Origin of the sequence: Streptomyces sp. NPDC015139, assembly GCF_043079785.1 — a bacterium.
In the GTDB taxonomy this organism is placed as follows: Bacteria; Actinomycetota; Actinomycetes; order Streptomycetales; family Streptomycetaceae; genus Streptomyces; species Streptomyces albidocamelliae.
The window spans coordinates 488,548-513,330 of the sequence record NZ_JBIBUW010000005.1; the positions used below are offsets into that span (position 1 = coordinate 488,548).

Annotated in this window: 20 protein-coding genes and 1 riboswitch; of the genes, 4 read left to right on the forward strand and 16 right to left on the reverse strand. The window is 75.0% G+C overall.

The window, feature by feature from the left end; genetic code table 11:
• Window positions 1–16 precede the first annotated feature (16 nt).
• From cobC to cobM, 6 genes are read right to left on the reverse strand one after another with little or no spacing between them, the layout of a single operon-like run.
• Window positions 17–1,087 (reverse strand): Rv2231c family pyridoxal phosphate-dependent protein CobC, encoded by a 1,071-nt coding sequence (cobC, locus tag ACF08B_RS17165; RefSeq protein WP_392318073.1) that lies wholly within the window; start codon window positions 1,085–1,087, stop codon window positions 17–19.
• Window positions 1,077–2,009: a sirohydrochlorin chelatase gene (locus tag ACF08B_RS17170; RefSeq protein WP_392318074.1), complete on the reverse strand. Its 933-nt coding sequence runs from the start codon at window positions 2,007–2,009 to the stop codon at window positions 1,077–1,079. The genes cobC and ACF08B_RS17170 overlap by 11 nt, the downstream gene beginning before the upstream one ends.
• A complete protein-coding gene (locus tag ACF08B_RS17175; RefSeq protein ID WP_392318075.1) occupies window positions 2,006–2,593 on the reverse strand; it encodes a precorrin-8X methylmutase in 588 nt (195 codons plus the stop codon). Before ACF08B_RS17175 ends, ACF08B_RS17170 begins: the two co-directional genes overlap by 4 nt.
• A complete protein-coding gene (gene cobJ, locus ACF08B_RS17180) occupies window positions 2,590–4,281 on the reverse strand; it encodes a precorrin-3B C(17)-methyltransferase (protein WP_392318076.1) in 1,692 nt (563 codons plus the stop codon). Before cobJ ends, ACF08B_RS17175 begins: the two co-directional genes overlap by 4 nt.
• The gene (gene cbiE, locus ACF08B_RS17185; protein WP_392318077.1) at window positions 4,278–5,531 is read right to left on the reverse strand and encodes a precorrin-6y C5,15-methyltransferase (decarboxylating) subunit CbiE; all 1,254 of its coding nucleotides are present in this window, start codon (window positions 5,529–5,531) and stop codon (window positions 4,278–4,280) included. Before cbiE ends, cobJ begins: the two co-directional genes overlap by 4 nt.
• Window positions 5,528–6,346: a precorrin-4 C(11)-methyltransferase gene (gene cobM / locus ACF08B_RS17190; protein WP_392318078.1), complete on the reverse strand. Its 819-nt coding sequence runs from the start codon at window positions 6,344–6,346 to the stop codon at window positions 5,528–5,530. Before cobM ends, cbiE begins: the two co-directional genes overlap by 4 nt.
• Window positions 6,347–6,489: 143 nt before the next feature.
• Here cobM and ACF08B_RS17195 point away from each other — a divergent pair, with 143 nt between their 5' ends.
• Complete coding sequence (locus ACF08B_RS17195; RefSeq protein WP_392318079.1) at window positions 6,490–7,224, forward strand: ZIP family metal transporter; 735 nt, start codon at window positions 6,490–6,492, stop codon at window positions 7,222–7,224.
• A 14-nt stretch (window positions 7,225–7,238) separates the two neighbouring features.
• Here ACF08B_RS17195 and cobI read toward each other — a convergent pair whose 3' ends face one another.
• The 10 genes from cobI to ACF08B_RS17245 all read right to left on the reverse strand — a co-directional run bounded on the left by cobI (window position 7,239) and on the right by ACF08B_RS17245 (window position 20,988).
• Window positions 7,239–7,970: a precorrin-2 C(20)-methyltransferase gene (gene cobI / locus ACF08B_RS17200; RefSeq protein ID WP_392318080.1), complete on the reverse strand. Its 732-nt coding sequence runs from the start codon at window positions 7,968–7,970 to the stop codon at window positions 7,239–7,241.
• Entirely contained in the window at window positions 7,967–9,325 is a 1,359-nt protein-coding gene (locus ACF08B_RS17205; protein ID WP_392318145.1) for a cobyrinate a,c-diamide synthase, read from the reverse strand. The genes cobI and ACF08B_RS17205 overlap by 4 nt, the downstream gene beginning before the upstream one ends.
• Window positions 9,322–9,921, reverse strand: coding sequence for a cob(I)yrinic acid a,c-diamide adenosyltransferase (gene cobO, locus ACF08B_RS17210; protein ID WP_392318081.1), 600 nt, complete (start codon window positions 9,919–9,921; stop codon window positions 9,322–9,324). The genes ACF08B_RS17205 and cobO overlap by 4 nt, the downstream gene beginning before the upstream one ends.
• A complete protein-coding gene (locus ACF08B_RS17215; RefSeq protein ID WP_392318082.1) occupies window positions 9,921–11,924 on the reverse strand; it encodes a putative cobaltochelatase in 2,004 nt (667 codons plus the stop codon). The genes cobO and ACF08B_RS17215 overlap by 1 nt, the downstream gene beginning before the upstream one ends.
• On the reverse strand, window positions 11,921–15,571 hold the full coding sequence (cobN, locus tag ACF08B_RS17220; RefSeq protein WP_392318083.1) for a cobaltochelatase subunit CobN: 3,651 nt from the start codon (window positions 15,569–15,571) through the stop codon (window positions 11,921–11,923). Before cobN ends, ACF08B_RS17215 begins: the two co-directional genes overlap by 4 nt.
• A complete protein-coding gene (locus tag ACF08B_RS17225) occupies window positions 15,568–17,076 on the reverse strand; it encodes a cobyric acid synthase (protein ID WP_392318084.1) in 1,509 nt (502 codons plus the stop codon). The genes cobN and ACF08B_RS17225 overlap by 4 nt, the downstream gene beginning before the upstream one ends.
• Window positions 17,073–18,017, reverse strand: a complete 945-nt coding sequence (locus ACF08B_RS17230) for a cobalamin biosynthesis protein (RefSeq protein WP_392318085.1) — start codon at window positions 18,015–18,017, stop codon at window positions 17,073–17,075. The genes ACF08B_RS17225 and ACF08B_RS17230 overlap by 4 nt, the downstream gene beginning before the upstream one ends.
• Before the next feature lie 101 nt (window positions 18,018–18,118).
• Window positions 18,119–18,260: riboswitch (cobalamin riboswitch) on the reverse strand.
• Between the two features lie 144 nt (window positions 18,261–18,404).
• Complete coding sequence (locus ACF08B_RS17235) at window positions 18,405–18,632, reverse strand: hypothetical protein (protein ID WP_073892368.1); 228 nt, start codon at window positions 18,630–18,632, stop codon at window positions 18,405–18,407.
• Window positions 18,633–18,666: 34 nt separating this feature from the next.
• On the reverse strand, window positions 18,667–19,929 hold the full coding sequence (locus ACF08B_RS17240) for an anion permease (protein ID WP_392318086.1): 1,263 nt from the start codon (window positions 19,927–19,929) through the stop codon (window positions 18,667–18,669).
• Window positions 19,930–20,085: 156 nt separating this feature from the next.
• The gene (locus tag ACF08B_RS17245) at window positions 20,086–20,988 is read right to left on the reverse strand and encodes a lysozyme (protein WP_392318087.1); all 903 of its coding nucleotides are present in this window, start codon (window positions 20,986–20,988) and stop codon (window positions 20,086–20,088) included.
• 192 nt (window positions 20,989–21,180) lie between these two features.
• Between ACF08B_RS17245 and ACF08B_RS17250 the strand changes: the two genes are divergently transcribed.
• The 3 genes from ACF08B_RS17250 (at window position 21,181) to ACF08B_RS17260 (ending at window position 24,776) form a co-directional block, all read left to right on the forward strand.
• Window positions 21,181–21,909 carry a class II aldolase/adducin family protein gene (locus tag ACF08B_RS17250; protein ID WP_392318088.1) on the forward strand — a complete coding sequence of 243 codons (729 nt, stop codon included), beginning with the start codon at window positions 21,181–21,183 and terminating at the stop codon, window positions 21,907–21,909.
• 151 nt (window positions 21,910–22,060) lie between these two features.
• Window positions 22,061–23,188 (forward strand): alpha/beta hydrolase, encoded by a 1,128-nt coding sequence (locus ACF08B_RS17255; protein WP_392318089.1) that lies wholly within the window; start codon window positions 22,061–22,063, stop codon window positions 23,186–23,188.
• Between the two features lie 169 nt (window positions 23,189–23,357).
• On the forward strand, window positions 23,358–24,776 hold the full coding sequence (locus ACF08B_RS17260) for a hypothetical protein (RefSeq protein ID WP_392318090.1): 1,419 nt from the start codon (window positions 23,358–23,360) through the stop codon (window positions 24,774–24,776).
• Window positions 24,777–24,783: the final 7 nt, after the last annotated feature.

Genomic DNA, 24,783 nt, shown 5'->3' on the forward strand with positions numbered 1-24,783 from the left:
CCGTCCGCGTCCCGGATCACTGTCGGCCGAGTGCGGTCAGCGCGGCCGACAGTGCGTCCACGAAGCCGTTCGCCGTCGCACGGTCCCGCACGGCGACCCGCACCCACTCCTGCCCGAGCCCCGGGAACGTGTCCCCGCGCCGGACCGCGTAGCCGAGGTCGCGCAACCGCCGTCGTACCGCGGCCGCCTGGTCCATGCGGACCAGCACGAACGGCCCGTGTGCCGGTTCCACCACCCGCACACCCCGGTCGGCGAGGGCGGCCAGCCCCGCCACCAGATGCGCCCGGTCCACGGCGACGCGATGCGCCGCGTGCCCGGCCTCCGCGAGCGCCCGCGGCGCCACGCACGCCTCGGCGGCGGCCAGCGCCGGCGTCGACACCGGCCACAGCGGCTGGGCCCGCTCCAGCGCGTCGACGGTCTCCGGGTCGGCCAGCACGTAGCCGATCCGCAGCCCCGCCAGCCCCCAGGTCTTGGTCAGGCTGCGCAGCACGACGAGACCGGGCACGTCGGTCCGCCCGGCCAGCGCCTCGCGCTCGCCCGGCACCGCGTCCATGAAGGCCTCGTCGACCACCAGCACCCGCCCGGGCCGGGCCAGCCGGGCGATCGCGCCGGCCGGGTGCAGCACGGAGGTCGGGTTCGTCGGATTCCCGATCACGACCAGGTCCGCGTCCTCGGGCACGGCCGCCGGATCCAGCCGGAAACCGTCCTCCGCCCGCAACAGCACCCGGTCCACGGTGTGCCCCGCGTCCCGCAGCGCCGCCTCCGGCTCCGTGAACTGCGGGTGCACCACCACCGGTCGGCGCACCTTCAGCCCCCGCGCCAGCAGCACGAACGCCTCCGCCGCCCCGGACGTCAGCAGCACCCGCTCCACCGGCAGCCCGTGCCGGGCCGCCACCGCCGCTCGCGCGGCCCGCCCGTCCGGGTAGGCCGCGAGCGACGGCAGGGACCTGGCGATCTCCTCCCGCAGCCACACCGGAGGCGTGTCGGCACGGACGTTGACGGCGAGATCGACCAGCCCCGCCCCCTCGTCCCGCACCTCGGCGTCCCCGTGGTGGCGCAGGTCGTGTCCGGCGTCCTCAGTGCGCATGGCTGTGCGAGTGCCCGCCGTGATGGTGGTGCCCGTGCCCGTGGTGGTGACCGTCGTCGTCGGGGTGGAAGTGCGGCTGCTGCGGCAGCCCCACCTTGTCCTCGAAGCCCGGCAGCGCGATGCGGTACACGCACGAGTCGCAGTTCATCCGCAGGTCGCCCTTGACGGCCTCCTCGTAGCGCTCGATCACCAGGTCCAGCAGCTCCGGCTCCGGCCCGATCACGTCGGCCGACCGCACCTCGACGTCCGGGTGCGCGGCCGCCCAGCCCTCGGTCTGCTGCCGTACCCGGTCCGGCAGGATGCCGGTGAACAGGAAGTACGGCAGGACGACGATGCGCCGCGCCCCGAGCCTGGCGCACCGGTCGAGGCCGCTCGGCACGTCCGGTGCCGCCAGCGACACGAAGGCCGTCTCCACACCGGCGTACCCACGGCCCTCCCACAGCAGCCGCGCCGCCTTGTGCACCTCGGCGTTGGCGTCCGGGTCCGTCGAGCCGCGCCCCACGAGCAGCACCGTCACGTCGGCCCGGTCCTCGGGGGTGCGCGCCGCACCGCCGAGCGCCTCGTCCAGCCGCCGCTCCAGCACGTTCAGCAGCGCCGGATGCGGGCCGAGCGGGCGGCCGTAGGTGTACGAGATGCCCGTGTGCCGCTCCTTCTCACGGGCCAGCGCCGCGGGGATGTCCCCCTTGGCGTGCCCGGCGGACACCAGCATCAGCGGCACGGCCGCGAACCGGCGTACGCCCTTGCCGACCAGCTCGGCGACGGCCTCGCCCAGCGGCGGCGGGGACAGCTCGATGAAGCCGCCGGCGACGGGCAGGTCGGGGCGGCGGCGGCCCAGCTCCCGTACGAAGTCGCGGAACGCCTCGGCTCCGGCGTCGTCACGGGTGCCGTGGCCGGCGATCAGCAGGGCGGGCGGGGTGGTCACGAGGTCTCCTCAGACGAAAGGGGGTGGTACAGCAGGGCGTTGAGCGCGGCGGAGGCGACGGCCGAGCCGCCCTTCTCGGACACGTTGCTCACGGCGGGCAGTCCGCTCGCGCGCAGCGCCTCCTTGGACTCGACCGCGCCGACGAAGCCGACCGGCAGGCCGATGACGAGCGCGGGGGAGGCGTCCAGGGTCAGCAGCTCCTCCAGGGCGGTCGGCGCGTTGCCGATCACCCAGAGGGCGCCGGGCCCGACCTGCTCGTAGGCGAGCCGGATCCCGTGCGCCGAACGGGTCAGCCCGGGGCCGGCCGTGGCGTCCCCCAGCCGGCAGACGGACTCCCGCCGGGTGATGCCGGCCGCGACCATCTCTACGTCCACGACGACGGGCGCCCCGGCGTGCAGCGCCGCGTGCGCCGCCACCAGGTCCTCCTCCGCCATGACGAGGTCGCTCGCGTACTCCAGGTCGGCGGCGGAGTGGACGACCCGCTCCACCACCGCCCGGGTCAGCGGCGCGAAGTGCGAGGTGTCCAGGCGGGCGCGCAGTCGCCGATAGGACTCCTGCTCGATGGGGTGGACCACTCGGTTCACCGGGCACCCTCCTGCCAGCGGTAGCCGCGCGGGGTCACCATGCGCCCCGCGACGGTACGGGTCGCCGTGTTGCCCACGGTCACGACCGTCATCATGTCGACCGTCGCCGGATCCAGTCCGGCCAGCGTGGTGACCCGGCTGGACTCGTCCGGCCGGGAGGCGTTGCGGACGACGCCGACCGGTGTGGCCGGATTCCGGTGCCCGGCGAGGATGCCGAGCGCCTTCGGCAGCTGCCAGTCGCGGCCCCGCGAGCGCGGGTTGTAGAAGGTCACCACGAGGTCCGCCTCGGCCGCCGCGCGCACCCGGCGCTCGATGACCTCCCACGGGGTGTGCAGGTCGGACAGGCTGATGGACACGTGGTCGTGGCCCAGCGGCGCGCCCAGGACCGCCCCGGCGGCCAGCGCGGCCGTCACCCCGGGCACCCCGACCACGTCGATGTCGTCGGACGCCTCGGCGAGCGCCGGGGAGGCCATGGCGTACACGCCCGCGTCACCGCTGCCGATCAGCGCCACCGCGTGCCCGCGCCGGGCCTCCGCGACGGCCGTACGCGCCCGCTCCTCCTCGGCGCCGAGCCCCGACTCCAGCACCCGGGTGCCCGGTCGCAGCAGATCGCGGATCTGGTCCACGTACTGGTCGAGCCCGACCAGCACCGACGCCCGCCGCAGTTCGGCCGCCGCGCGCGGGGTGAGCAGGTCCCGGGCGCCCGGCCCGAGCCCGACGACGGCGAGCCGCCCGCGCCCCGGCCGCCGTACGACGGCACAGGTCGCCATCGCCGGCCGCCCGTCGGCGCGCCCGGACTTCCGCTTGGGCACGAGGAGTTCGCCGCCACCGGCCAGGGCGGCGGCCTCCGCGACCGACGGGGTGCCGACGGCGGCGAGGGGCGCGTCGGACGGGTTGGGCACCTCGACGGCCGCAAGATCCCCGGCGGAGTACGTCACCAGCGGCACCCCGAGCCGTTCGGCGGCCGCCACGAGGCCGGGCTCCTCCGCCTTGGCGTCCACGGTGGCCAGTTCCGCCACCGACCCGGCGGACAGACCCGCCGCGCGCAGCGCCTCCCCGATCAGCCCGAGGACCTCCTCGGCCGGGGCGCCCCTGGACGCGCCGACCCCGACCACCAGGGACGGCGGCCGCAGCAGCACCTCACGCCCACCCGGCTCGACCGCCCGGTCGGTGAGCCGCACGGTGTACGCCCCCTCGGCCGAGAACGGCAGCGGCGGCAGCGGCCACGCCACCTCGGCCTCCAGCGCCACCGGCTCGCCGTCCAGCAGGGCACGGGAGACCGCGGCGACCGCGCCCTCGTACGGCAGCCCGAGCGTGTCCAGGGCCGCCAGGCCGACGGCGTCCGTCGCGGTCGTCACCACGGGCTCGGCGCCCAGCAACCCGCCCACCTCGCGGGCGAGTTCGTTGGCGCCGCCGCCGTGCCCGCCGACCAGGGACACCGCGAACCGGCCGCCCTCGTCCACGCACACCACGCCCGGGTCGGCGCTCTTGTCGCCGAGCAGCGGCGCGAGCAGCCGTACCGCGGCCCCCGTCGCCAGGAAGCAGACCAGCTGCTCGCACTCCGCGAACGCGGCCCGTACGGCCTCGCCGACGGGTCCCTCGTACACCCGGGTGCGGTCCGGCCAGGCCGCGGCCAGCCGGTCCCGCGCCGCCGCCCCCGCCGCGGTGGCGGAAATGAGGCCGATCACTGGGCTACTCCTTCACTGGTTGCCCGGGGCCTGTCGCCCCAGAGCAGGAACACTGGATTGGTGGCCGCGAGCCGGGTCACGTCCCCGGGCAGCGGCGCCAGCCGCGACGACTGCAGGAGCACCCCGTCGCAGCGGAACCCGGCGGCCGTCAGCGCCTCCCGCGCCGCCGGCACCCGGTCCAGCGCGGCCACGGCGACGACCACGGTCCGCCGGGCCCGCCGTGCGCACGCGCCGACGACGGCCGGCAGCTCACGCCCCCCGCCGCCGACGAACACCGCGTCGGGATCGTCGGCCAGGCCGGACAGCGCGTCCGGCGCCACACCGTGCACCACCCGCACGTCGACACCGTGCGCCCGCGCGTTGGCGCGGACGCGCTCCACCCCGTCCGGGGTCTTCTCGACGGCGACGACGGCCGCGCCGAACCGCGCGCACTCCACCGCCACCGAGCCCGACCCCGCGCCCACGTCCCACACCAGGTCGCCCGGGCGCGGCCCCAGCCGGGCCAGGGCCAGCGCCCGCACCTCGAACTTGGTGATCATCGAGTCCCGGTGCGCGAACGCGTCCTCGTCCAGCGCCCACCGGTCCGGTCCCGCCGGAACGCCGGCGACCGTGCGGACCGGCCCCAGCACCCGGCGCTCGTCCAGGCAGAGCACCACGCTGACCGACGTGCCCCAGTCCCGGGCCGCCGCCTCGGCGGGCGTCACCCGCTCCACCCGCTCCCGCTCTGGGTCACCGAGCGCCACCGCCACGACCAGGACGCGCGCGTCGGGATCCGTTCCCGGACCGGCGAGGGCGGCACCCAGCTCCGCGGGGCCGGCTCCCGGCCCGGTGAGGACCGCGACCTTGGGACGCGCCCGGCAGACGTTCACCGCCGTGCGCAGATCCCGGCCGTGCGCGCTGACCACGACCGCGTCGTCCCAGGGCAGCCCGATCCGGGCGAACGCGGCGGCCACCGAGGACACGCCCGGCCGCACGTCCAGCGCACCGGCCCCGAACCGCTCGGCCAGCGCCCGGACGATCCCGAAGAACCCCGGGTCCCCGGAGGCCAGCACGACCACCGGCAGCTCCTTGCCGACGTACCCGGCGATCGTGTCCAGGGCGGGTGCCAGCGGCCCGAGCACGACCCGCTCGGCGCCCTCCGGCAGCGCCGCGGCGTCCAGGTGCCGGCGCCCGCCGACCACCAGCGCCGCCCGGTCGAGCACGCCGTCCGGCACCGGCGCCCCGGTCCCCGTACCGACGACCGTGATCAACTGTTCGCCCCCCGCTCGCGCAGCGCGCGCCGGGCCTGCGGGTCGGCCTTGCGGTACCCGTGGAAGTGCCCCGGGTGGTACAGGTGCGAGCGGGTGCCGTGCGCGTCCAGCGCCGGGCCGACCAGGAAGAGCGTGTGCTTCCAGAGCTTGTGCTCCTTGACCGTCTCCTCCAGCGTGCTGATCGTGCACTTCACGACCAGCTCCTCCGGCCAGGTCGCCTGGTAGGCGACGACGACCGGGGTGTCGGTCGGGTAGCCGCCCTCCAGCAGCTCGCGCACCAGCTGCCCGCTGCGCGCCGCCGACAGGAACACCGCCATGGTGGTGCCGTGCCGGGCGAACTCGCGGACCTCCTCGCCGGGCGGCATCGGCGTCTTGCCGCCGCCCAGCCGGGTGAGCACGACGGACTGCGCGACCTCGGGGATCGTCAGCTCGCGCCGCGCCAGCGCGGCCACCGCGGAGAACGACGACACACCCGGTACGACCTCCGTGGCGATCCCGAGCTCCGCGCACCGGTCCAGCTGCTCCTGGGTGCCGCCCCACAGCGCCGGGTCGCCGGAGTGGATGCGGGCGACCCGCAGGCCCTCGGCCAGGGCCCGCTCGTAGACGGCGACGACGTCCTCCAGGGACATCGTGGCCGAGTCCAGGACCTCCGCGTCGGCACGCGCGTGTTCGAGCACCTCCGCCTGGACCAGGCTGGCCGCCCAGATCACCACGTCCGCCTCGGCGATCGCGCGCGCGGCACGGAACGTCAGCAGGTCGGCGGCGCCGGGGCCGGCACCGACGAACGTCACCTTGCCGGTGGGGGCATCGGCCATGGGAAGGGTCCTCTCGTACGGGAGACGCAAGCGGGAGACGCAAGCGCGAAACGCAAGTCGGAATCGGTGAAATGTCAGGGTCTGGGGGAGTGCGGCCGACGCCGGATGTGCGCGAAGGCCCCTCCATCGGATAGCAAGGGCCTATGGCGGTCTTCGTCGCGCTCGGCGCGTTCCTGATGACGCTGGCCGGCGGCTGGACGGCACAGCGCGTGACCGACCGCAGGCATCTCGTCCTCGGACTCGCCGGCGGACTGATGCTGGGCGTGGTCGGCCTGGACCTGCTGCCGGAGGCGCTGCGGGCGGCGGACCGCGAGGTGTTCGGCGTACCCGCCGCCCTGTTGCTGTTCGTGGCCGGATTCCTGCTGGCCCACCTGGTGGAGCGCACCCTCGCCGCCCGGCAGGCCGCGCACGGCGGCGCCGAGGGACACAACCACCGCGCGCCCGAGGTGGGCCTCACGGCGGCCGCCGCGATGGTGGGTCACAGCGCCATGGACGGCGTGGCGATCGGCGCGGCCTTCCAGGTGGGCGGCGGCATGGGCACGGCCGTGGCGCTCGCCGTGATCGCGCACGACTTCGCCGACGGCTTCAACACCTTCACCCTCACGAGCCTGTACGGCAACGCGCGCCGACGCGCCATCGGCATGCTGGTGGCCGACGCGTGCGCCCCTCTCGTGGGCGCGCTGTCGACCGCCTTCTTCCATATCCCCGAACCGGTGCTCGGCGGCTATCTGGGCCTCTTCGGCGGCGTCCTGCTCTATCTCGCCGCCGCCGAGATCCTGCCCGAGGCCCACCACGAGCACCCCGCCCGCTCCACACTGCTGTTCACGGTCGCGGGGGTCGCGTTCATCTGGCTGGTGGTCGGCCTCTCCGGCGCCTGACCACGGGCGCGCTGTCACAGCTTCCCGCCCCGCCCGCCGTCCCGGCACGGGGGCGCGATCAGCGTCGACAGGTACGGCAGCGGCGTCCCGTCCAGCTCGGCGGCCGGCCGCACCGACTCCTCCGGCAGACCCAGCGCCGACCCCCACACCGCGTCCCCGAGCCGCCCGGTCTCCCGCAGCGCCTCGGCGACCTCCGCGGCCTGCCGGCCGAACTTGTAGGCGACGACGGTGCCCGGCCCGGCCAGCGCCTCCTTCAGCACCGCCGACCCGGCGGTGACGGGGACGAGGGTCAGCGGCTCGGTGCCCTCCGTCAGCACGGCACCGGACCGCGCGGCGAGATCCTGCATGGCCGTGATCCCGGGCACGGTCTCCACGACGACCCCGGGCACCAGCTCGGCGATGGTCTGCGCGAGATACGTGAACGTCGAGTACACGTTGGGGTCGCCGATGGTCGCGAAGGCCACGGAGCCGTGCCGCCGCAGCAGTTCCGCGACCCGTCCGCCGGCCGCGTCCCAGGCCGCCTCGCGGCGCGCCCGGTCGGACCGCTCGTTCAGCGCGAACACCACCCGGACGATCCGGTCCGCGGGCACGTAGTGCGCCACGGTCGCCTCCGCCCGCCCCCGCTCACCGGTGTCCATCACCGGTACGACGACGACCTCGGCCGCACGCAGCGCGTTGACTCCCTTGACGGTCACCAGCTCCGGATCACCGGGACCGACCCCGACTCCGACCAGCGTGCTGCTCATGACGTCCGGCACCTCTCCACGAACCGACGGGCGACACCGGGCTCGGACGCCCAGTGCGTGTGCAGATAACTCGCGTGCACGCCCTGCTGTACGAAACCTTCGACCCGCCGGACGGGAGCGCGCACGCCCCAGGCGGGAGCGGCCCCGGCGCCCGGCTCGACGACCGTGCGGTGGAACTCGTGCCCCCGCATCCGCGTCCCGGCGGGTGCCAGCACACCGTCCCCTACGGCCACCGCGTCCCGGTAGCCGAGAGTCAGCCGCTCGCTCATCCGCGCGGAGGCGTCGAGCACCCCGCACATGGGGCGCCCGTCCAACTCCCGGCACAGGTACAGCAGTCCGGCGCACTCCGCGGCCACCGGGGCGCCGCTCAGCGCGAGTTCGGCGACGGCCTCGCGCAGCGGCTCGTTGGCGGACAGCTCCGCGGCGTACACCTCGGGGAACCCGCCGCCGACGACCAGCCCGGCGGTGTCCTCGGGCAGCCGCTCGTCCCGCAGCGGATCGAAGGTGACCACCTCGGCACCGGCGGCGGCGAGCAGCTCGGTGTGCTCGGCGTAGGAGAAGGTGAACGCGGGACCGCCGGCGACGGCGACCACGGGCCCCGGCCCTCCTGCGGGCCGGACGCCGGGCGTCCAGGGGGCGGAGTCCGCCGGCAGCGGGCCGGCGGCGCGTGCCAGCGCCTCCAGGGCCGCCAGGTCGCAGCCCTCGGACACCGTCGCGGCCATCGCCGCGACGGCCTCCACCGCGGCCGCGCGCCGCTCGGCGACCGGCACCAGACCCAGGTGGCGCGAGGGGGTCTCCACCGGGGCCGCCCGCCGCAGCACGCCGAGCACCGGTACTCCCGACTCGTCCAGTGCCTCCCGCAGCAGCGACTCGTGCCGGTCCGAGGCGACCTTGTTCAGGATCACGCCCCCGACCCGCACCCGCGGATCCCAGGACGCGAACCCGTGCACCAGCGCCGCCACCGACCGCGACTGCGACGACGCGTCCACGACGAGCACCACCGGCGCCCGCAGCAGCTTGGCGACATGGGCCGTGGACGCGAGTTCCCCCTCGCCCGCGGCCCCGTCGTACAGCCCCATCACTCCCTCGACGACTGCGAGGTCGCAGCCCCGGGCGCCGTGCAGGAACAGCGGAGCGACCAGCTCCGGCCCGCACAGGTACGCGTCCAGGTTGCGCCCCACCCGCCCGGTCGCCAGGGCGTGGTACCCGGGGTCGATGTAGTCCGGCCCGACCTTGTGCGGGGACACGGCGAGCCCCCGCGCGGCGAACGCGGCCATCAGCCCCGTGGCGACGGTGGTCTTGCCGCTGCCCGACGAGGGCGCGGCGATGACCAGCCGGGGCACCGACGTCGTCACCACTCGATGCCCTTCTGGCCCTTCTGCCCCGCGTCCATGGGGTGCTTGATCTTGGACATGTCGGTGACAAGGTCGGCGAGGTCCACCAGCCTCTCCGGCGCGTTCCGGCCGGTGATCACCACGTGCTGGGTGCCGGGGCGGTTCCGCAGCACCTCCACCACCTCGTCCGTGTCCACCCAGCCCCAGTGCATCGGGTAGGCGAACTCGTCCAGCACGTACAGCCGGTACGTCTCGGCGGCCAGGTCCCGCTTGACCTGCTCCCAGCCCTCCCGGGCCTTCTCCTCGTTGTCCATCTGCGCGTCCCGCTGGACCCAGGACCAGCCCTCGCCCATCTTGTGCCAGTCGACGGTCCCGCCCTCGCCGGAGGCGCCGAGCACCCGCAGCGCGTTCTCCTCGCCGACCTTCCACTTGGCCGACTTCACGAACTGGAACACCCCGATGGGCCAGCCCTGGTTCCAGGCGCGCAGCGCGAGCCCGAACGCGGCGGTGGACTTGCCCTTGCCGACCCCGGTGTGCACGACGACCAGCGGACGGTTCCGGCGCTGACGTGTCGTCAGGCCGTCGTCCGGTACGACACTCGGCTGTCCCTGCGGCACTACGCGGCCCTCCTCGACGTCCCCTGCACATCCCTGACCAGACCGGCGATCGAATCGGCCCGCAGCCCGTCCAGCGTGACGGCCGCACCGCCCAGCTCACCCGCGAGCCGCCCCGCGAGACCGAGCCGCACCGGCCCCGACTCGCAGTCCACGACCACCGAGGCGACCTGCTCGGCCGCGAACAGCCGCGCCGCCCGCTCCGCGTGGGCGACCGGCTCCGGGCCGCCGGTGGCCCGCCCGTCGGTCACCACCACGACCAGCGCGCGCCGCGCCGGATCCCGCAGCCGCTCCACCCGCAGCACCTCGTGCGCCCTGAGCAGCCCGGCCGCGAGCGGCGTACGGCCGCCCGTCGGCAGCGACTCCAGCCGGGCGGCGGCCGCGTCGACGGACGAGGTCGGCGGCAGCGCGACCACGGCGTCCGCACCCCGGAAGGTCACCAGACCCACCTTGTCCCGCCGCTGGTAGGCGTCCAGCAGCAGCGAGAGCACGGCGCCCTTCACGGCGCCCATCCGCTGCCGCGCCGCCATCGACCCGGAGGCGTCCACCACGAACAGCACGAGGTTCCCCTCGCGCCCCTCCCGGGTCGCCTGCCGCAGATCGTCCCGGCGGATCACCAGACCCGGCCCGGACCGGCCGCGCGCCCGCTGGTGCGGGGCAGCGGCCTGCACGGTCGCCGCGAGGTGCAGCTTGGTCAGCGCGCCGCGGGGCCGCCGGGCCCCGGTCGTCCGCCCCTGCTCGGTCCGCGCCCGGGACCGCCGCCCGGCGGCGCCCTCGCCGATGCCGGGCACGCTCAGCACCTTGGCCCGGAACGGCTCGGAGGCCCGTGCGGCCGACTGCTCCTGCGAGCCGGACGCCTGCGGCTGCCCGCCCTCACCGGCCTCGGGCCGCGCGGCGCCGCCGGCGTCGTCCTGCGGCCCGCCGTCGGGCGCCGGCCGCCCACCGCCGCCACCGGGGCCGTCCGGATCGGGGTCGTCGTCGGTGCCGCCGTCGTCCCCGGAGAACTGCTCCAGCGTCTCGTCCAGCCTGTCCTCGTCCAGGCCCGGCGCGTCGAAGGGGTTGCGCCGGCGCCGGTGCGGCAGCGCGAGCAGCGCGGCCTGCCGCACGTCCTCGGCGAGCACATCGGTCCGTCCGGCCCACGCGGCCAGCGCGGTCGCCGTACGCGCCATCACGATGTCGGCGCGCATGCCGTCCACCTCGAAGGCCGCGCAGGTCGCCGCGATCTGCCGCAGCGCGCCGTCGCCGAGCCGCACCTGCGGCAGCAGCCGTCGCGCCGCCACGATCCGCTGCCGTACGGCGGCCTCCTCCTCGGCCCACCGGGCCGCGAAGGCGGCCGGATCGTCGTCGTACGCCAGCCTGCGGCGCACCACCTCGACCCGCTGCTCGGGCTCCCGCGAGGCCGCCACCTCCACGGTCAGCCCGAACCGGTCCAGCAACTGCGGCCGCAGTTCGCCCTCTTCGGGGTTCATGGTGCCGACGAGCAGGAAACGGGCCGCGTGCCGTACGGAGACACCCTCGCGCTCCACGTACGACGCACCCATCGCCGCCGCGTCCAGCAGCAGGTCGACCAGGTGGTCGTGGAGCAGGTTGACCTCGTCCACGTACAGGATCCCGCGGTGGGCGTCGGCCAGCAGGCCCGGCTCGAACGCCTTCACGCCCTCCGCGAGCGCCCGCTCGATGTCGAGCGCGCCGACCAGCCGGTCCTCGGAGGCGCCGACGGGCAGCTCGACCATCCGGGCGGGCCGTCGGGCGCCGCCGCCCGGCTCGTGCGGACCGTCGGGGCACGACGGGTCCGGTGCCGCCGGGTCGCAGGAGAAGCGGCAGCCGGACACCACGTCGACCTCGGGCAGCAGCGCCGAGAGCGCGCGCACGGCGGTCGACTTGGCGGTGCCCTTCTCGCCGCGCACCAGCACACCGCCGACCGCCGGCGAGACGGCGTTCAGCAGCAGCGCGAGCCGCAGATCGTCCTGGCCGACAACGGCCGTGAACGGGAACGGGGTGGTCACTGGTCGTCCTCCAAGTCGCCTTCCAGCTCCAGATAGGTGGCGCGCAGCCGCTCCAGCGTGTCCGCGTCCGGCTCCGCCCACAGCCCGCGGTCCGCCGCCTCCAGCAGCCGCTCGGTGATCCCGCGCAGCGCCCACGGGTTGGACTTCTTCATGAAGTCCCGGTTCTCCGGGTCGAAGACGTACTCCGCGCTGAGCTTCTCGTACATCCAGTCGTCGACCACGCCGGCCGTGGCGTCGTACCCGAACAGGTAGTCCACGGTCGCCGCCATCTCGAAGGCGCCCTTGTAGCCGTGCCGGCGCATGGCCGCCATCCAGCGCGGGTTCACCACGCGGGCCCGGAACACCCGGTGGGTCTCCTCGCCGAGCGTGCGCGTGCGCACCTGGTCGGGTACGGCCGAGTCGCCCACGTACGCCTCGGGGTTGGCGCCGGTCAGGTGCCGGACCATGGCCACCATGCCGCCGTGGTACTGGAAGTAGTCGTCGGCGTCGACCAGGTCGTGCTCGCGGGTGTCGACGTTCTTCGCCGCGACCGCGATCCGCCTGAACGCGGTCTCCATGTCGCCGCGCGCCGCCCGCCCGTCGAGCCCGCGCCCGTAGGCGTAGCCGCCCCACACCGCGTACACCTCGGCGAGGTCGGCGTCGGAGCGCCAGTTGCGGGCGTCGATCAGCGGCAGCAGGCCCGCGCCGTACGCGCCCGGCTTCGAGCCGAAGATCCGGGCCGTGGCGCGGCGCCGGTCGCCGTGCTCGGCGGTGTCCTCGTCGGCGTGCGCCTTCACGAAGTTCCGGTCGGCCGGCTCCGCCAGCTCCGCCACCGCCCGCACCGCGTCGTCGAGCAGCCCGACCACGTGCGGGAACGCGTCCCGGAAGAAGCCGGAGATACGGACCGTGACGTCGATGCGCGGCCGGCCCAGTTCCGCGAGCGGGACCACCTCGAAACCGGTCACCCGGCGGGAGGCGTCGTCCCACACCGGGCGGCAGCCCAGCAGCGCCAGGATCTCGGCGATGTCGTCGCCCTGGGTGCGCATCGCGGAGGTGCCCCACACCGTGAGCCCCACCGACTTCGGGTACGCGCCGGTGTCCTGGAGGTAGCGGGCGACGAGCGAGTCGGCGAGCGACTGCCCGACCTCCCAGCTCAGCCGCGAGGGGATCGCCTTGGGATCGACCGAGTAGAAGTTCCGGCCGGTCGGCAGCACGTTGACCAGACCGCGGGTCGGCGAGCCCGAGGGGCCGGCCGGGACGTAACCGCCGTCCAGGGCCCGCAGGATGTGCCCGATCTCGTCGGTGGTGCGGGCGAGGCGCGGGACGACCTCGGCACAGGCGAACTCCAGCACGGCCGCCGCCTCCGGGAGTTCGGTGCCCAGCACGTCCCGCAGGACGCCGGGCACCTCCGTGCCGTCCCAGGCACCCGCCTCCATCCGCTCCGCGATCCGCCGGCACAGCTGCTCCAGCAGGTCGATCGCGTCGGACGCGGTCCGGGCCGGTCCCTCCACCAGGTCGGTCAGCTCCACCGGCACCTTCACCGGGGCGCCCGGCTCGGCCAGCAGGTCCTTCTCCACCAGCCCGAAGTACGCGGCCAGCGAGGCCCGCAGCCCCGGCAGCGCGTTCGCCTGCCCGCCCCACACCTGCGAGGCGCGCAGCACCGCGAGGACCAGGTTCACGCGCGGCTCGCCGACCGGACCGCCGCCCAGGATGTGCAGACCGTCACGGATCTGCACGTCCTTGATCTCGCACAGGTAGCCGTCGATGTGCATGACGAACTCGTCGAACGCCTCGTCGTCCGGCTGCTCGGCCACGTGCAGGTCGTGGTGCAGCTCGGCGGCCTTGACCAGGGTCCAGATCTGCGCGCGGACGGCCGGGGCCTTCGCCGGGTCCAGGTCGGAGACGAGCGCGTACTCGTCCAGCAGCTGCTCCAGCTTGGCCAGGTCGCCGTACGTGTCGGCGCGCGCCATCGGCGGGACGAGGTGGTCGACCACCGTGGCGTGCCCGCGCCGCTTGGCCTGGGTGCCCTCACCGGGGTCGTTGACGATGAACGGGTAGATCACCGGCAGCTCGCCGAGGACCGCGTCCGGTGCGCAGCCGGCGCTCAGGCCGAGGCCCTTGCCCGGCAGCCACTCCATCGTGCCGTGCTTGCCCATGTGCACGACCGCGTCGGCGCCGAAGCTGTTGTCCAGCCAGCGGTAGGCCGCCATGTAGTGGTGCGAGGGCGGCATGTCGGGGTCGTGGTAGATCGCGATCGGGTTCTCGCCGAAGCCGCGCGGCGGCTGGATCATCACGACGACGTTCCCGAACCGCAGGGAGGCGAGCACGATGTCGTCGCCGTCCACGTACAGGCCGCCCGGCGGCTCGCCCCACGCCTCGGTCATGGCGTCCCGCAGCTCCGGGTCCAGCTTCTCGAACCACGCCCGGTAGTCGGCCAGCGGAACCCGGGCGGGCGCCGCGGCCAGCTGGTCCTCCGTCAGCCACTCCACGTCGTGGCCGCCGGCCTCGATCAGCCGGTGGATCAGCTCGTCACCGTTGTCCGGGTACTCGGTGAGGCCGTACCCCGCCTCCCTGAGGGCGTCCAGGACGCGCACCGCCGACGCGGGCGTGTCCAGGCCGACCGCGTTGCCGACGCGCGAGTGCTTGGTCGGGTACGCGGTGAAGACCAGGGCGATCCTCTTCTCCGCGTTCGGCTTGTGCTTCAGCCGTGCGTGCCGCAGGGCGATCCCGGCCACCCGCGCGGCCCGCTCCGGGTCGGCGACGTACACCGGGACGTCGTCGGGGCCCTGCTCCTTGAAGGAGAACGGCACGGTGACCAGCCGGCCGTCGAACTCCGGGATCGCCACCTGCATCGCCGCGTCCATGGGGGACAGGGCGGCGTCCGACTCCGCCCAGGCGGCCCGCGAGGAGGTGAGGCAGAGCCCCTGGAGGACGGGCACGTTCAGGTCGGCGAGGGCCCCGATGTCCCAGGCCTCCTCGTCACCGCCCGCCGACGCCTGCGAGGCGTGCGTGCCGCCGGCCGCGAGCACGGTCGCCACCAGCGCGTCCGCCCGGCCCAGCAGCTCGTACAGCCCGTCGTCCGCGCCGCGCAGCGAACCGCAGTACGCGGGCAGCGCGTTGCCGCCCTTCGCCTCGATCGCCTCGCACAGGGTGTCCACGAAGCCGGTGTTGCCGCTCAGCTCGTGCGCCCGGTAGAAGAGCACGCCCACCGTCGGACGGTCCGCGCGCAGTTCGTACGCCCCGTGCACGCCGTACTCCGGCATGCTGTGCGGGCCCTCGAAGCCCTCACCGGTCAGCAGCACCGTGTCCGACAGGAACCGGGACAGCTCCAGCAGGTTCGCCGGGCCGCCCTCGACCAGGTACTTCAGCGCCTCCGCCACCACACCGGCCGGCACGGACGACTCCGCCATCAGCTCGGCGTCCGGCACGGCCTCGCCGCCCAGCAGCACGGTCGGCACGCCCGCGGCCTTCAGCGCGGCCAGCCCGTCCTCCCACGCGCGCTTGCCGCCCAGCAGCCGGACGACGGCGATGTCCGCGCCCTCGACCAGGCCCGGCAGTTCGGCGGCGACGTCGACCCGGGTGGGGTTGCCGATCCGGTACCCGGCGCCGCAGGCGCGGGCGGCCAGCAGGTCCGTGTCGGCGGTCGACAACAACAACACTGTGCTCATGCGGGCGCTCCCGGTGGAATGAAAGGCAGTCCTTGCGGCGCGCCCGACTCGATGAGCCGAAGGAGCGCGTCCGTGTCCGCGTGCTGTTCGATCAGGTCGCCGAGCCGGTCGAGCTGCTCCTCGCGCAGCGCGGCGAAGGAAACGTCCGGCGCCGGTGTGAAGCGGCGGCCCGCGGCGGCCGCCACCTCCCGCAGGAAGGCCCGCCGGAAACCGTCCGACTCCAGCGAACCGTGCCAGTGCGTGCCCCACGTCTGGCCGACCCGGCAGCCGTCCAGGAAGGGCTCGCCCCCGCCGACGGTGGCCACCCCGTGGTGGATCTCGTATCCCTCGACCGGTTCGCCGAGGGCCTCGCCGACCGGCCGGGTCAGCGTCTTCTCGCGGGCGAACCGCACCCGCACCGGCAGCAGTCCGAGCCCGGGGACGTCCCCGGCGCGCGACTCGACCTCGTCCTCGATGTGCTCGCCGAGGATCTGGAAGCCACCGCAGATGCCGAGGACCGGACGCCCCTCGGCGGCCCTCCTGGCGAGCGCCCGCGCGAGCCCGCGCTCCCGCAGCCACTGGAGCGCCCGTACGGTCCCGCGCGTGCCCGGGACCACCACGAGGTCGGCGTCCGCCAGCTCCTCCGGGCGGTCCACGAACCGCACCACGACACCCGGTTCGGCGGCGAGCGCGTCCACGTCGGTGAAGTTGGACATCAGCGGGATCGCGCACACGGCGACCCGCAGCACGTCCTCGCCGACCGGGGGAGCGACGGTGGACTCCCGGACCGTGCCGCGCAGCGAGACGCGCAGCCCGTCCTCCTCGTCGATGCCGAGGCCGTGCCGGAACGGCAGGACGCCGTAGGTCCGCCGCCCGGTGAGGCCGTGCAGCATGTCCAACCCCGGCTCCAGCAGGCTGACGTCGCCCCGGAACTTGTTCACCAGGAACCCGGCGACCAACTGCTGGTCCTCGGGGGAGAGCAGGGCGACGGTGCCGAAGAAGGAGGCGAAGACGCCCCCGCGGTCGATGTCCCCCACCACCAGCACGGGCAGCCGGGCGCCCCGTGCGACGCCCATGTTGACGATGTCGGTCCGGCGCAGGTTGATCTCGGCCGGGCTGCCCGCCCCCTCACAGATCACCGCGTCATACGTGCCCCGCAACTCGGCCAGGCAGTCCAGCACCGTGCCCAGCAGCCGCTGCTGGCGCCCGCCGTGGTAGCCGCGCGCGCTCATCTCGCCCACCGGCTTGCCCAGCAGCACCACCTGGCTGCTCTGCTCGCCGCCCGGCTTCAGCAGCACCGGGTTCATCTGCGCGGTCGGCTCGATCCGGCACGCCTGCGCCTGCATGGCCTGTGCCCGCCCGATCTCCGCACCCTCACGGGTCACGAAGGAGTTGAGGGACATGTTCTGCGCCTTGAACGGCGCGACCTTCACCCCCTGGCGCACCAGCCACCGGCAGATCCCGGCCGTCACGACGCTCTTGCCGGCGTCGGAGGTGGTGCCGGCGACGAGGAGACCCCCGTTCACTTCCCACGTCCCTTCACGAGTCGGCGCGCGGCGACGGTGACGCCGAGCGCGAGCAGGCCGACGCGGCGGGAGAGCCGTACGGCCCGGTCGATGTCGGTGGCCCGGACGGCGCGCCCGGACCGGCCGTTGAGCACCGGGCGGTGCTCGACCCGCCCGCCGTAGGAGAGCGTCCCGCCCAGGCGCACTCCGAGGGCGCCCGCGAACGAGGCCTCCACGGGCCCGGCGTTGGGGCTCGGATGCCGGTGCGCGTCGGCCTTCCAGGCGCGCAGGGCACCGCGCGGATCGGGGCCGGCCGCGGCGGCGAGTACGGCGGTCAGCCGGGCCCCCGGCCAGCCGGCGAGGTCGTCCAGGCGGGCGGAGGCCCAGCCGTAGCGCCGGTACCGGGGCGACTTGTGACCCACCATCGCGTCCAGGGTGTTGACCGCCCGGAAGCCGAGCAGTCCCGGCACTCCGGCGACGGCTCCCCACACCAGGGCGCCCACCACGGCGTCGGACGTGTTCTCGGCGACCGACTCGACCACGGCCCGGGCGATCCCGTCGGCGTCCAGGGCCTGCGGGTCCCGGCCGCACAGATGGGGCAGCCGTGCGCGGGCCGCGTCGACGTCCCCGGTCTCCAGGGCATGCCCGATGACGCGGGCCTCCCGGGCGAGCGAAGTCCCGCCGACGACCGACCAGGTGGCGGCGGCGGTCAGCGCGGCGGAGGCGACGAAGGAGGGGCGTACGGCGTGCGCGGCCAGCGCGCCCAGGGCCACGGCGCCACCGGCGCACACGGTGGTGTGCAGCGTTCCCCAGCCGCGGTGGTCGTGCCACAACGCGCTCTCCACGGCCCCGGCCGCCCGTCCGAACGCGGCGACGGGATGCCCGCGGCGGGGATCGCCGAGGAGCAGGTCACCGAGAAGGCCGGCGGCGGCGCCGTACGCGTAGGAGCGATCGGCACCCATCGGCTCAGCCGGCCGTGGGCACAGGGGCAGGCCTGGTACTGGTCCTCGATCGGCAGCCGAGCATGGCGATACGTGTCCTCACTCAGGGTGTCCGCGCCCTGGTTCGACTGATCCGGCGGTGAGAGTTCCTGGCTCCCGGGGGTTCTTCCCCGGTCACAGTGGCGGGACCGCGCCGGATTCGCACCGGCTTCCTCTCTTGCCGCCGTACATGGCCTGGGCAGTCCACCACGCGCCCGGAAGGGCCGTCAACTTGCCTTTGACCTGCGTGGGGAGAGTGTGCCGATCCCCACATCGTGGGGCGGGCGAGCATGCCGAAGGCTCCCCTCCCGGGTGGGGAGGGGAGCCTCTGCGGTGCTCGTTCGCGTCCGCCGTGCGGCGGACGCCGGGTCAGGCCTTGGCGACGATGAGGTACATGCCGTACGCCACCGCGGCCGCGCAGGCGGCGAAGCAGACGTACGCGCCGGTGACGGCGAGGGCGGCGGAGTCGCCCTGGGCCGCGGCCTGTTCGCGCCGGGCCAGACCCTTGATGCCGAGGGTGAACAGGGCCACCAGGCCCACCGTGACCACGAGGCTGACGCCGAAGACGGAGCCGAGGGCCGCCCAGTCGATCTTCATGGGGATGCTTCCTTCAGTAACCGGGGTGCCGGGGTCAGACGGTGGCGGCCGGCGGGGTGGCCGGGGCGGTGTCGGCGACCCGGACCGGGCCGGTGGACTGGTGCGGGAAGGCGACGGCCGGGTCCTCGGCGACCGTGCCCGCCGGGGGCGGGATCACGGCGGCGATGGCGGTGGTCACCACGCCGGCCGGCTCCTCGGTCTCGGAGACGACGTTGGTGTGGTCGACGACCTCGCGGCGGGAGAGCTTCCAGATCGCGGCGCTGGCGGAGACCAGGAAGACCGCGACGACGGCGGTGCCCCAGTCACCCAGGTCCGTGACGGACTCGGCGCCCGCGCCGACCAGCGCGGCGGCCGGCAGGGTCAGCGCCCAGGCGACGAACATACGGGTCGCGGTGGACCAGCGGACCACACCGCCCTTGCGGCCGAGCCCCGCACCCATCACCGAGCCGGAGACGACGTGGGTGGTGGAGAGGGAGAAGCCGAGGTGGGAGGAGGCCAGGATGGCGGTCGCGGCGCTGGTCTGGGCGGCGAAGCCCTGGCGCGGCTCCAGGTCGGTCAGGCCCTTGCCCATGGTGCGGATGATGCGCCAGCCGCCGATGTAGGTGCCGAGCGCGATGGCCAGACCCGCGGAGAGGATGACCCAGGTGGGAGGGTTGGAGCCGGGGGAGATGGCACCGCCCGCGATCAGCGCGAGGGTGATGATGCCCATCGTCTTCTGGGCGTCGTTGGTGCCGTGGGCGAGGGAGACCAGGCCGGCGGAGGCGATCTGGCCGGCGCGGTAGCCCTTGCGCGTGGCCTCGGCCTCGGCCTTGCCGCCGATGCCGTACGAGAAGCGGGTGGCCAGCATGGCCGCGAGGCCCGCCACGATCGGCGCGGCGACCGCGGGCAGCAGCACCTTGGTCACCAGGACCTCGCCGTGCACCGCGCCGAAGCCGGCCGAGGCGACGGTGGCGCCGATCAGGCCGCCCATCAGGGCGTGTGAGGAACTGGACGGCAGGCCCACCAGCCAGGTCAGCAGATTCCAGAGGATCGCGCCGACCAGGGCGGCGAAGATGACCTCGGGACGGATGCCGGTCTCGTCGACGAGACCCTTGGAGATCGTGTTCGCGACCTCCACGGAGAGGAATGCGCCCACAAGGTTGAGGGCGGCGGACATGGTCACCGCGATCTTGGGCTTCAGAGCGCCTGTCGAGATGGTGGTGGCCATCGCGTTCGCGGTGTCGTGGAAACCGTTCGTGAAATCGAACGCGAGAGCGGTGACAACCACTATCGCGAGGATCAGCGAGAAGCTTTCCATTTACCCAGGCAATCGTTCGAGGTCATTGGCTGGTCGACCGTAGGCAACCTGGGTGAACGGAAGATGAACTGGGTCGGGCGCCATGGTGACTGTAACGAGTGTTCGGGGTTCCGCTTGTCCCCGTCCGACCGCGTCGGCTCAGGCGCCCCTTGGGTCTCAGCCCCGGGCGAAGCTCCGCAGCCGGCTCGCCGGGCCGTGGAAGAGATTCTGGTCACCCGGCAGCCCGCCCTTGATCCCGTACTGCCAGAACGTCCAGCGCCGCCAGCCGCCGGGCAGCTTCCCCGGGCGCGAGCCGCCGTGCCGGGCGATCCACAGGGCGTGGGAGGAGAAGGCGCGGCTGTTCCCGGTGCAGAGCCGCCACCACTGGGTCGTCGTGTAGATCACCGGGCGGCGGCCGGTCTCCCGCCGGATCTCGTCGCTGAACGACCGGATCCAGCGGACCATCCGCCGCTCGCCCAGCCCGTAGCACTTGTCCGTGCCCCCGTACGGGTTGTACTCGATGTCCAGCGCGGGCGGCAGCGTCCAGCCGTCCGCCCGCCAGTCGCCGCCGTGCCGCACGAAGTAGGCCGCCTGCCGGGCGCCGGAGGACCGGTCCGGCCGCGCGAAGTGGTAGGCGCCCCGGATCAGGCCGGCCTCGCGGGCGCCGTCGTACTGCCGGGAGAAATAGGGGTTGCGGTAGTCCGTGGACTCCGTCGCCTTCACGTAGACGAACCGCGCCCCCTCCGCGCGGGCCTCCGGCCAGTCGACGTGCTTCTGATGGGACGACACGTCATGCCCGTGCGACACCCGAACCGCCGCTGCCCGGGGGGCGCGGGCCCGGGGCGCGGTCGCCCTGGGTGCGGAGGCCCGGGCGCCGGCCGCGAGGGGGGCGGCGGCCTGGGGCTCGGCCGCGAGGGGGGCGGCGGCCTGGGGCTCGGCCGCGAAGGGTCCGGCCGCTTCCGGTTCGGCCGCCCGCGGGGCCGTCGCCGAGGCCGGGGCGGTGGCCGTGAGGGCGAGGGCCGCCGTCGCCGCCGCGAGGACACCGGCGCGGTGGCGGAGGGGGATGCGGTCACAGGCCATGCGTCGTCTCCCCGGAAGTGGCGGGCGGAGGATCACCGGGCGGGCAAGGGGGATCATTGAAGTCCCGCCGCCCGCCGGACCCACGTCCATCCCGGCGATCCGCGACGACTTCCGCCCGTTCGGAGGTACGGCCCCCGCCGTCGCCCGGACGGCCCCCTCACCCGCCGTGAACCCGGCTGGCAGGATCACCGCATGGCTGAAGAGCGACAGAGCACGGCGGGGGAAGCGGCGGTCGGCGACAAGGGGGAGTCCCCGCACGGTGGCCCGGAGCGACGGGCGGAGGACCCGGCGCGCGTCTGGGAGGCGCTGGTCGCCACCGCACGGCGCACCGTCGCCGACGGGCTTGTCGTCGGCACCTCCGGCAACGTCTCCGCACGAGTCGGCGACCTCGTCCTGGTCACCCCCACGGGCGTCCCCTACGACCGGCTCACCCCGGACGACATCACCGGGGTCGACCTCACCGGACGCCAGGTCCTCGGCACCCTCGTACCGACCAGCGAGCTGCCCCTGCACCTCGCCGTCTACCGCACCACCGGTGCCCGCGCGGTCGTCCACACCCACGCCGTGCACGCGACCGCCGTCTCCACGCTCGTCCCCGAGCTGCCGGCCGTCCACTACATGGCCGGCGCCCTCGGCGGAACCGTCCGGGTCGCCCCCTACGCGACGTACGGCACCGAGGAACTCGCCGAGAACATGCTCCGCGCCCTCGCCGGCCGCTCCGGCTGCCTGCTCCGCAACCACGGCACCGTCACCTACGGCGACACCCTCGACCAGGCCTACGACCGCACCGCCCAGCTGGAATGGATGTGCCGCCTGTGGCTGACGGCGTCCTCCGTGCCGGGTCTGACGCCGTCCCTGCTGACGGAGGCACAACTTGCCGAAGCCGGGGCACGCTTGAAGGGGTACGGCCAACGGAGGTGACCCCTTGCTGCCCAGCCCCCTGCTCCGCCCGCTGCGGGCCCCGCTCGCCCTGATCCGCCGCACGGTGACGAACCCGCCGGCGCCGCCGGCGCGCTCGGCGCGTGCCGCCCTTCCACTGGCCGGTGGCCGGAACCGCCCCGACACTGGACACGTGGGCCCAGCCAAAGCGACCGCCACCGCACTCACCGCCGTCCTCGCCGCCGGCGCGGCATCCGTCGCCGCCGGCCGCCTGGCCAGCGACGCCGCCCTGAAGGCGCCCGCCGGCCGACCCCTCCCCACCGAGCCCCGGCTCACCGTGCACGGCACGGCACCCGGCCGGATCGCGCTCACCCGCGACCTGGCCTCGCTGCGCCCCGGCACCTACGGTCTCGCGGGCGACGGCTCCCACGCGGTCCTGGGCCCCGTCCTGGAGACGGCCCCGCACACCGCCGACGCCGTCGTACGCCGCCTGGAACGGGTCACGCACGGCACCTTCGCCGCCGGCGACCCGGTGTGGCTCACCCCGAACCTGTACGTCGGCGATCCGGCGGCCGCCCTCGGCCTCGACCACGCCGACATCGACGTGCCCGGCGAACTCGGCGCCCTGCCCGCCTGGTTCCTGCCCGGCGGCCGGGACACCTGGGTGATCGCCGTGCACGGTCTAGGCACCACCCGCGAGCAGGCCATGAACGTCATGCGCTTCCTGCACGGCCGCCGCCTGCCGGTCCTCGCGCTCGCCTACCGCGGCGACCTCGGCGCCCCGCGCCCGCCGGACGGGCTGAACCACCTCGGCGAGACCGAGTGGCGGGACGTGGACGCGGCGATCCGCTACGCCGTCCGCTACGGCGCCCGCCGGGTCGTGCTCCTCGGCTGGTCCACCGGCGCCACCATGGCCCTGCGCGCCGCCGAGCACTCCGCGGTGCGCGAGCGCATCGCCGGGCTGATCCTCGACTCGCCGGTGCTCAGCTGGGAGGCCACGCTGCGCGCCCTCGCCCGGGCCCGCCGCACCCCGCAGCCGCTGCTGCCGCTCGCGGTGCGGGCCGCCCAGGGCCGGGCCGGGCTGCACGCCGACCGGGTCGCCGAGATCGTCGACCCCGCCCGGCTCGCCGTGCCCACCCTGATCGTCCACGGTCCGGGGGACCGGGTCGCCCCCTGGGAGTTCTCCCGGCGGCTCGCGCACAGCCGCGCCGACCTGGTCACCCTGCACACCGTCCGCGACGCCCCGCACGCGGCGATGTGGAACGCGGACCCGAAGGAGTACGAGGAGCGCATGCGCCGCTTCCTCACCCCGCTGATGTAGGGACGGCCGGTCCCGCCCCCCACCCGGTCCCACCCATTCCGTTTAAGGCCGTACGGCTGGCCGGATCACGTCGGCTCACCCCTCGCCGCGCCCCGTGCGTTGGCCAGCCCCGTCGCCCCCGGTGACATTCCGTTTGGGTTTTCGGACCGTCAACCGGAAGACTGCACCCGTGACGTCCCGTATCCCGCGCGACTCCAGGCTTCGACTCGTCCGACCGCGACCCCTGGCCGCCGCCCCCAGAGCTGTGAACCAGCGGCGCCCGAGCCGCCCCGCACCCCGGCCGCCGGAGGGCACCCCCGCCCGCGCCGAACTGGCCAGAATGGCACGCACCGGCCTGGCCGGCCCGGTCCGCGTCGCCCGCTGGGCCGATGCCGCCCTCGGCCCCGGCAGCGACGGCGCCACCGCCGACGGCAAGGCCACCCTCTCCGAGTCCACCGCCCGACGGGCCGCCGTCGACCTCGGCCTGAGCCTCGCTCAGGTCCGCGCCGACTGGGACACCGCCCGCCTCGCCGGCCTCGTCGAGGTGCACGGCGACAGCGCGCGCCCCGGCTGGCGGCTGCGCGCCTGGGACCGCGACGACAGCGCCGTGCTGCGCGGCTGGGTCGCCCTCTTCGACGCCTGGTCGCTTGCGCACCCGGAGCACGAGGAGCACGAGCCCGCCGCCGTCGCCGAGGTCGTCTCGGCCATGCCGCAGCTGCTCTCCTTCCTGCAGCTGTCCGCCGGGCCCGTCCCCGTCGAGCAGCTGCTCGACCTGCTCCAGCAGCGGGTCACCGAACTGCGCACCGAGCGCTGCGAGGTGCCCTACGGGCCCGGGACCGAGCAGCCGGCCGGCTCCCCGGGCCCCGCCGAGCCCACCCCCGCCGCGGACGCCCCGCTCGATCCCCTGCTCGACTGGGCCCTCAAGGCCCTGGCCTCCGTCGGCGCGCTGACCTACGGCGCCGGCCAGGCCACCCTCACCCCGCTGGGCAGCTGGGCGGTCTGGGTCAAGCTGGAGCAGATCTGCGTGGCCGCGCAGAGCCCCGCCGGGAACATCGAGCAGTCCGCCGAGGACATGCTCCGCGGCTGCGCCCAGCTCCGCCCCAACGCGGCCCGCGCCGAGTACCGCGCCTGGCTCGCCGCCCGCCCCGTCGGCAGCGCGGTCACCCAGCTGATCGACGCCGCCCGTGGCGAGGACGCCCTGCTGCGCGGCCTGGCCTTCGAGGCGCTGCGGGTCGTCGGCGCCCCCGCCGAGCCGGACGTACGGGCCGTCGTGGTCGAGCCGGCGCTCAGACCGTACGCCCTGCTGTGGCTCGCCGAGCACGACGGCGTCGACCCGGAGGACGCCCACGAGGCACTCACCCGCAACGAGGCCACCTGGCTGTGGGTGGACACCGCCGCGGCCGTCGCCGACCACGGTGAGGCGCCGATGCTGGTCCGGCATCTGGAGGCCGCGGTGCAGCCCACCGTCCCCCAGCTGCTCGACGAGGTCCGCGCCGTGGGTCACCCCCGCACCGTGCAGGTGCTGGTCGCGCTCGCGGCCGCGCATCCCGACCCGGCCCTCGCCAAGGCCGTGCGCCGGGCGGCCTTCCAGGTGCACACCGGGGGATGAGCGGCGC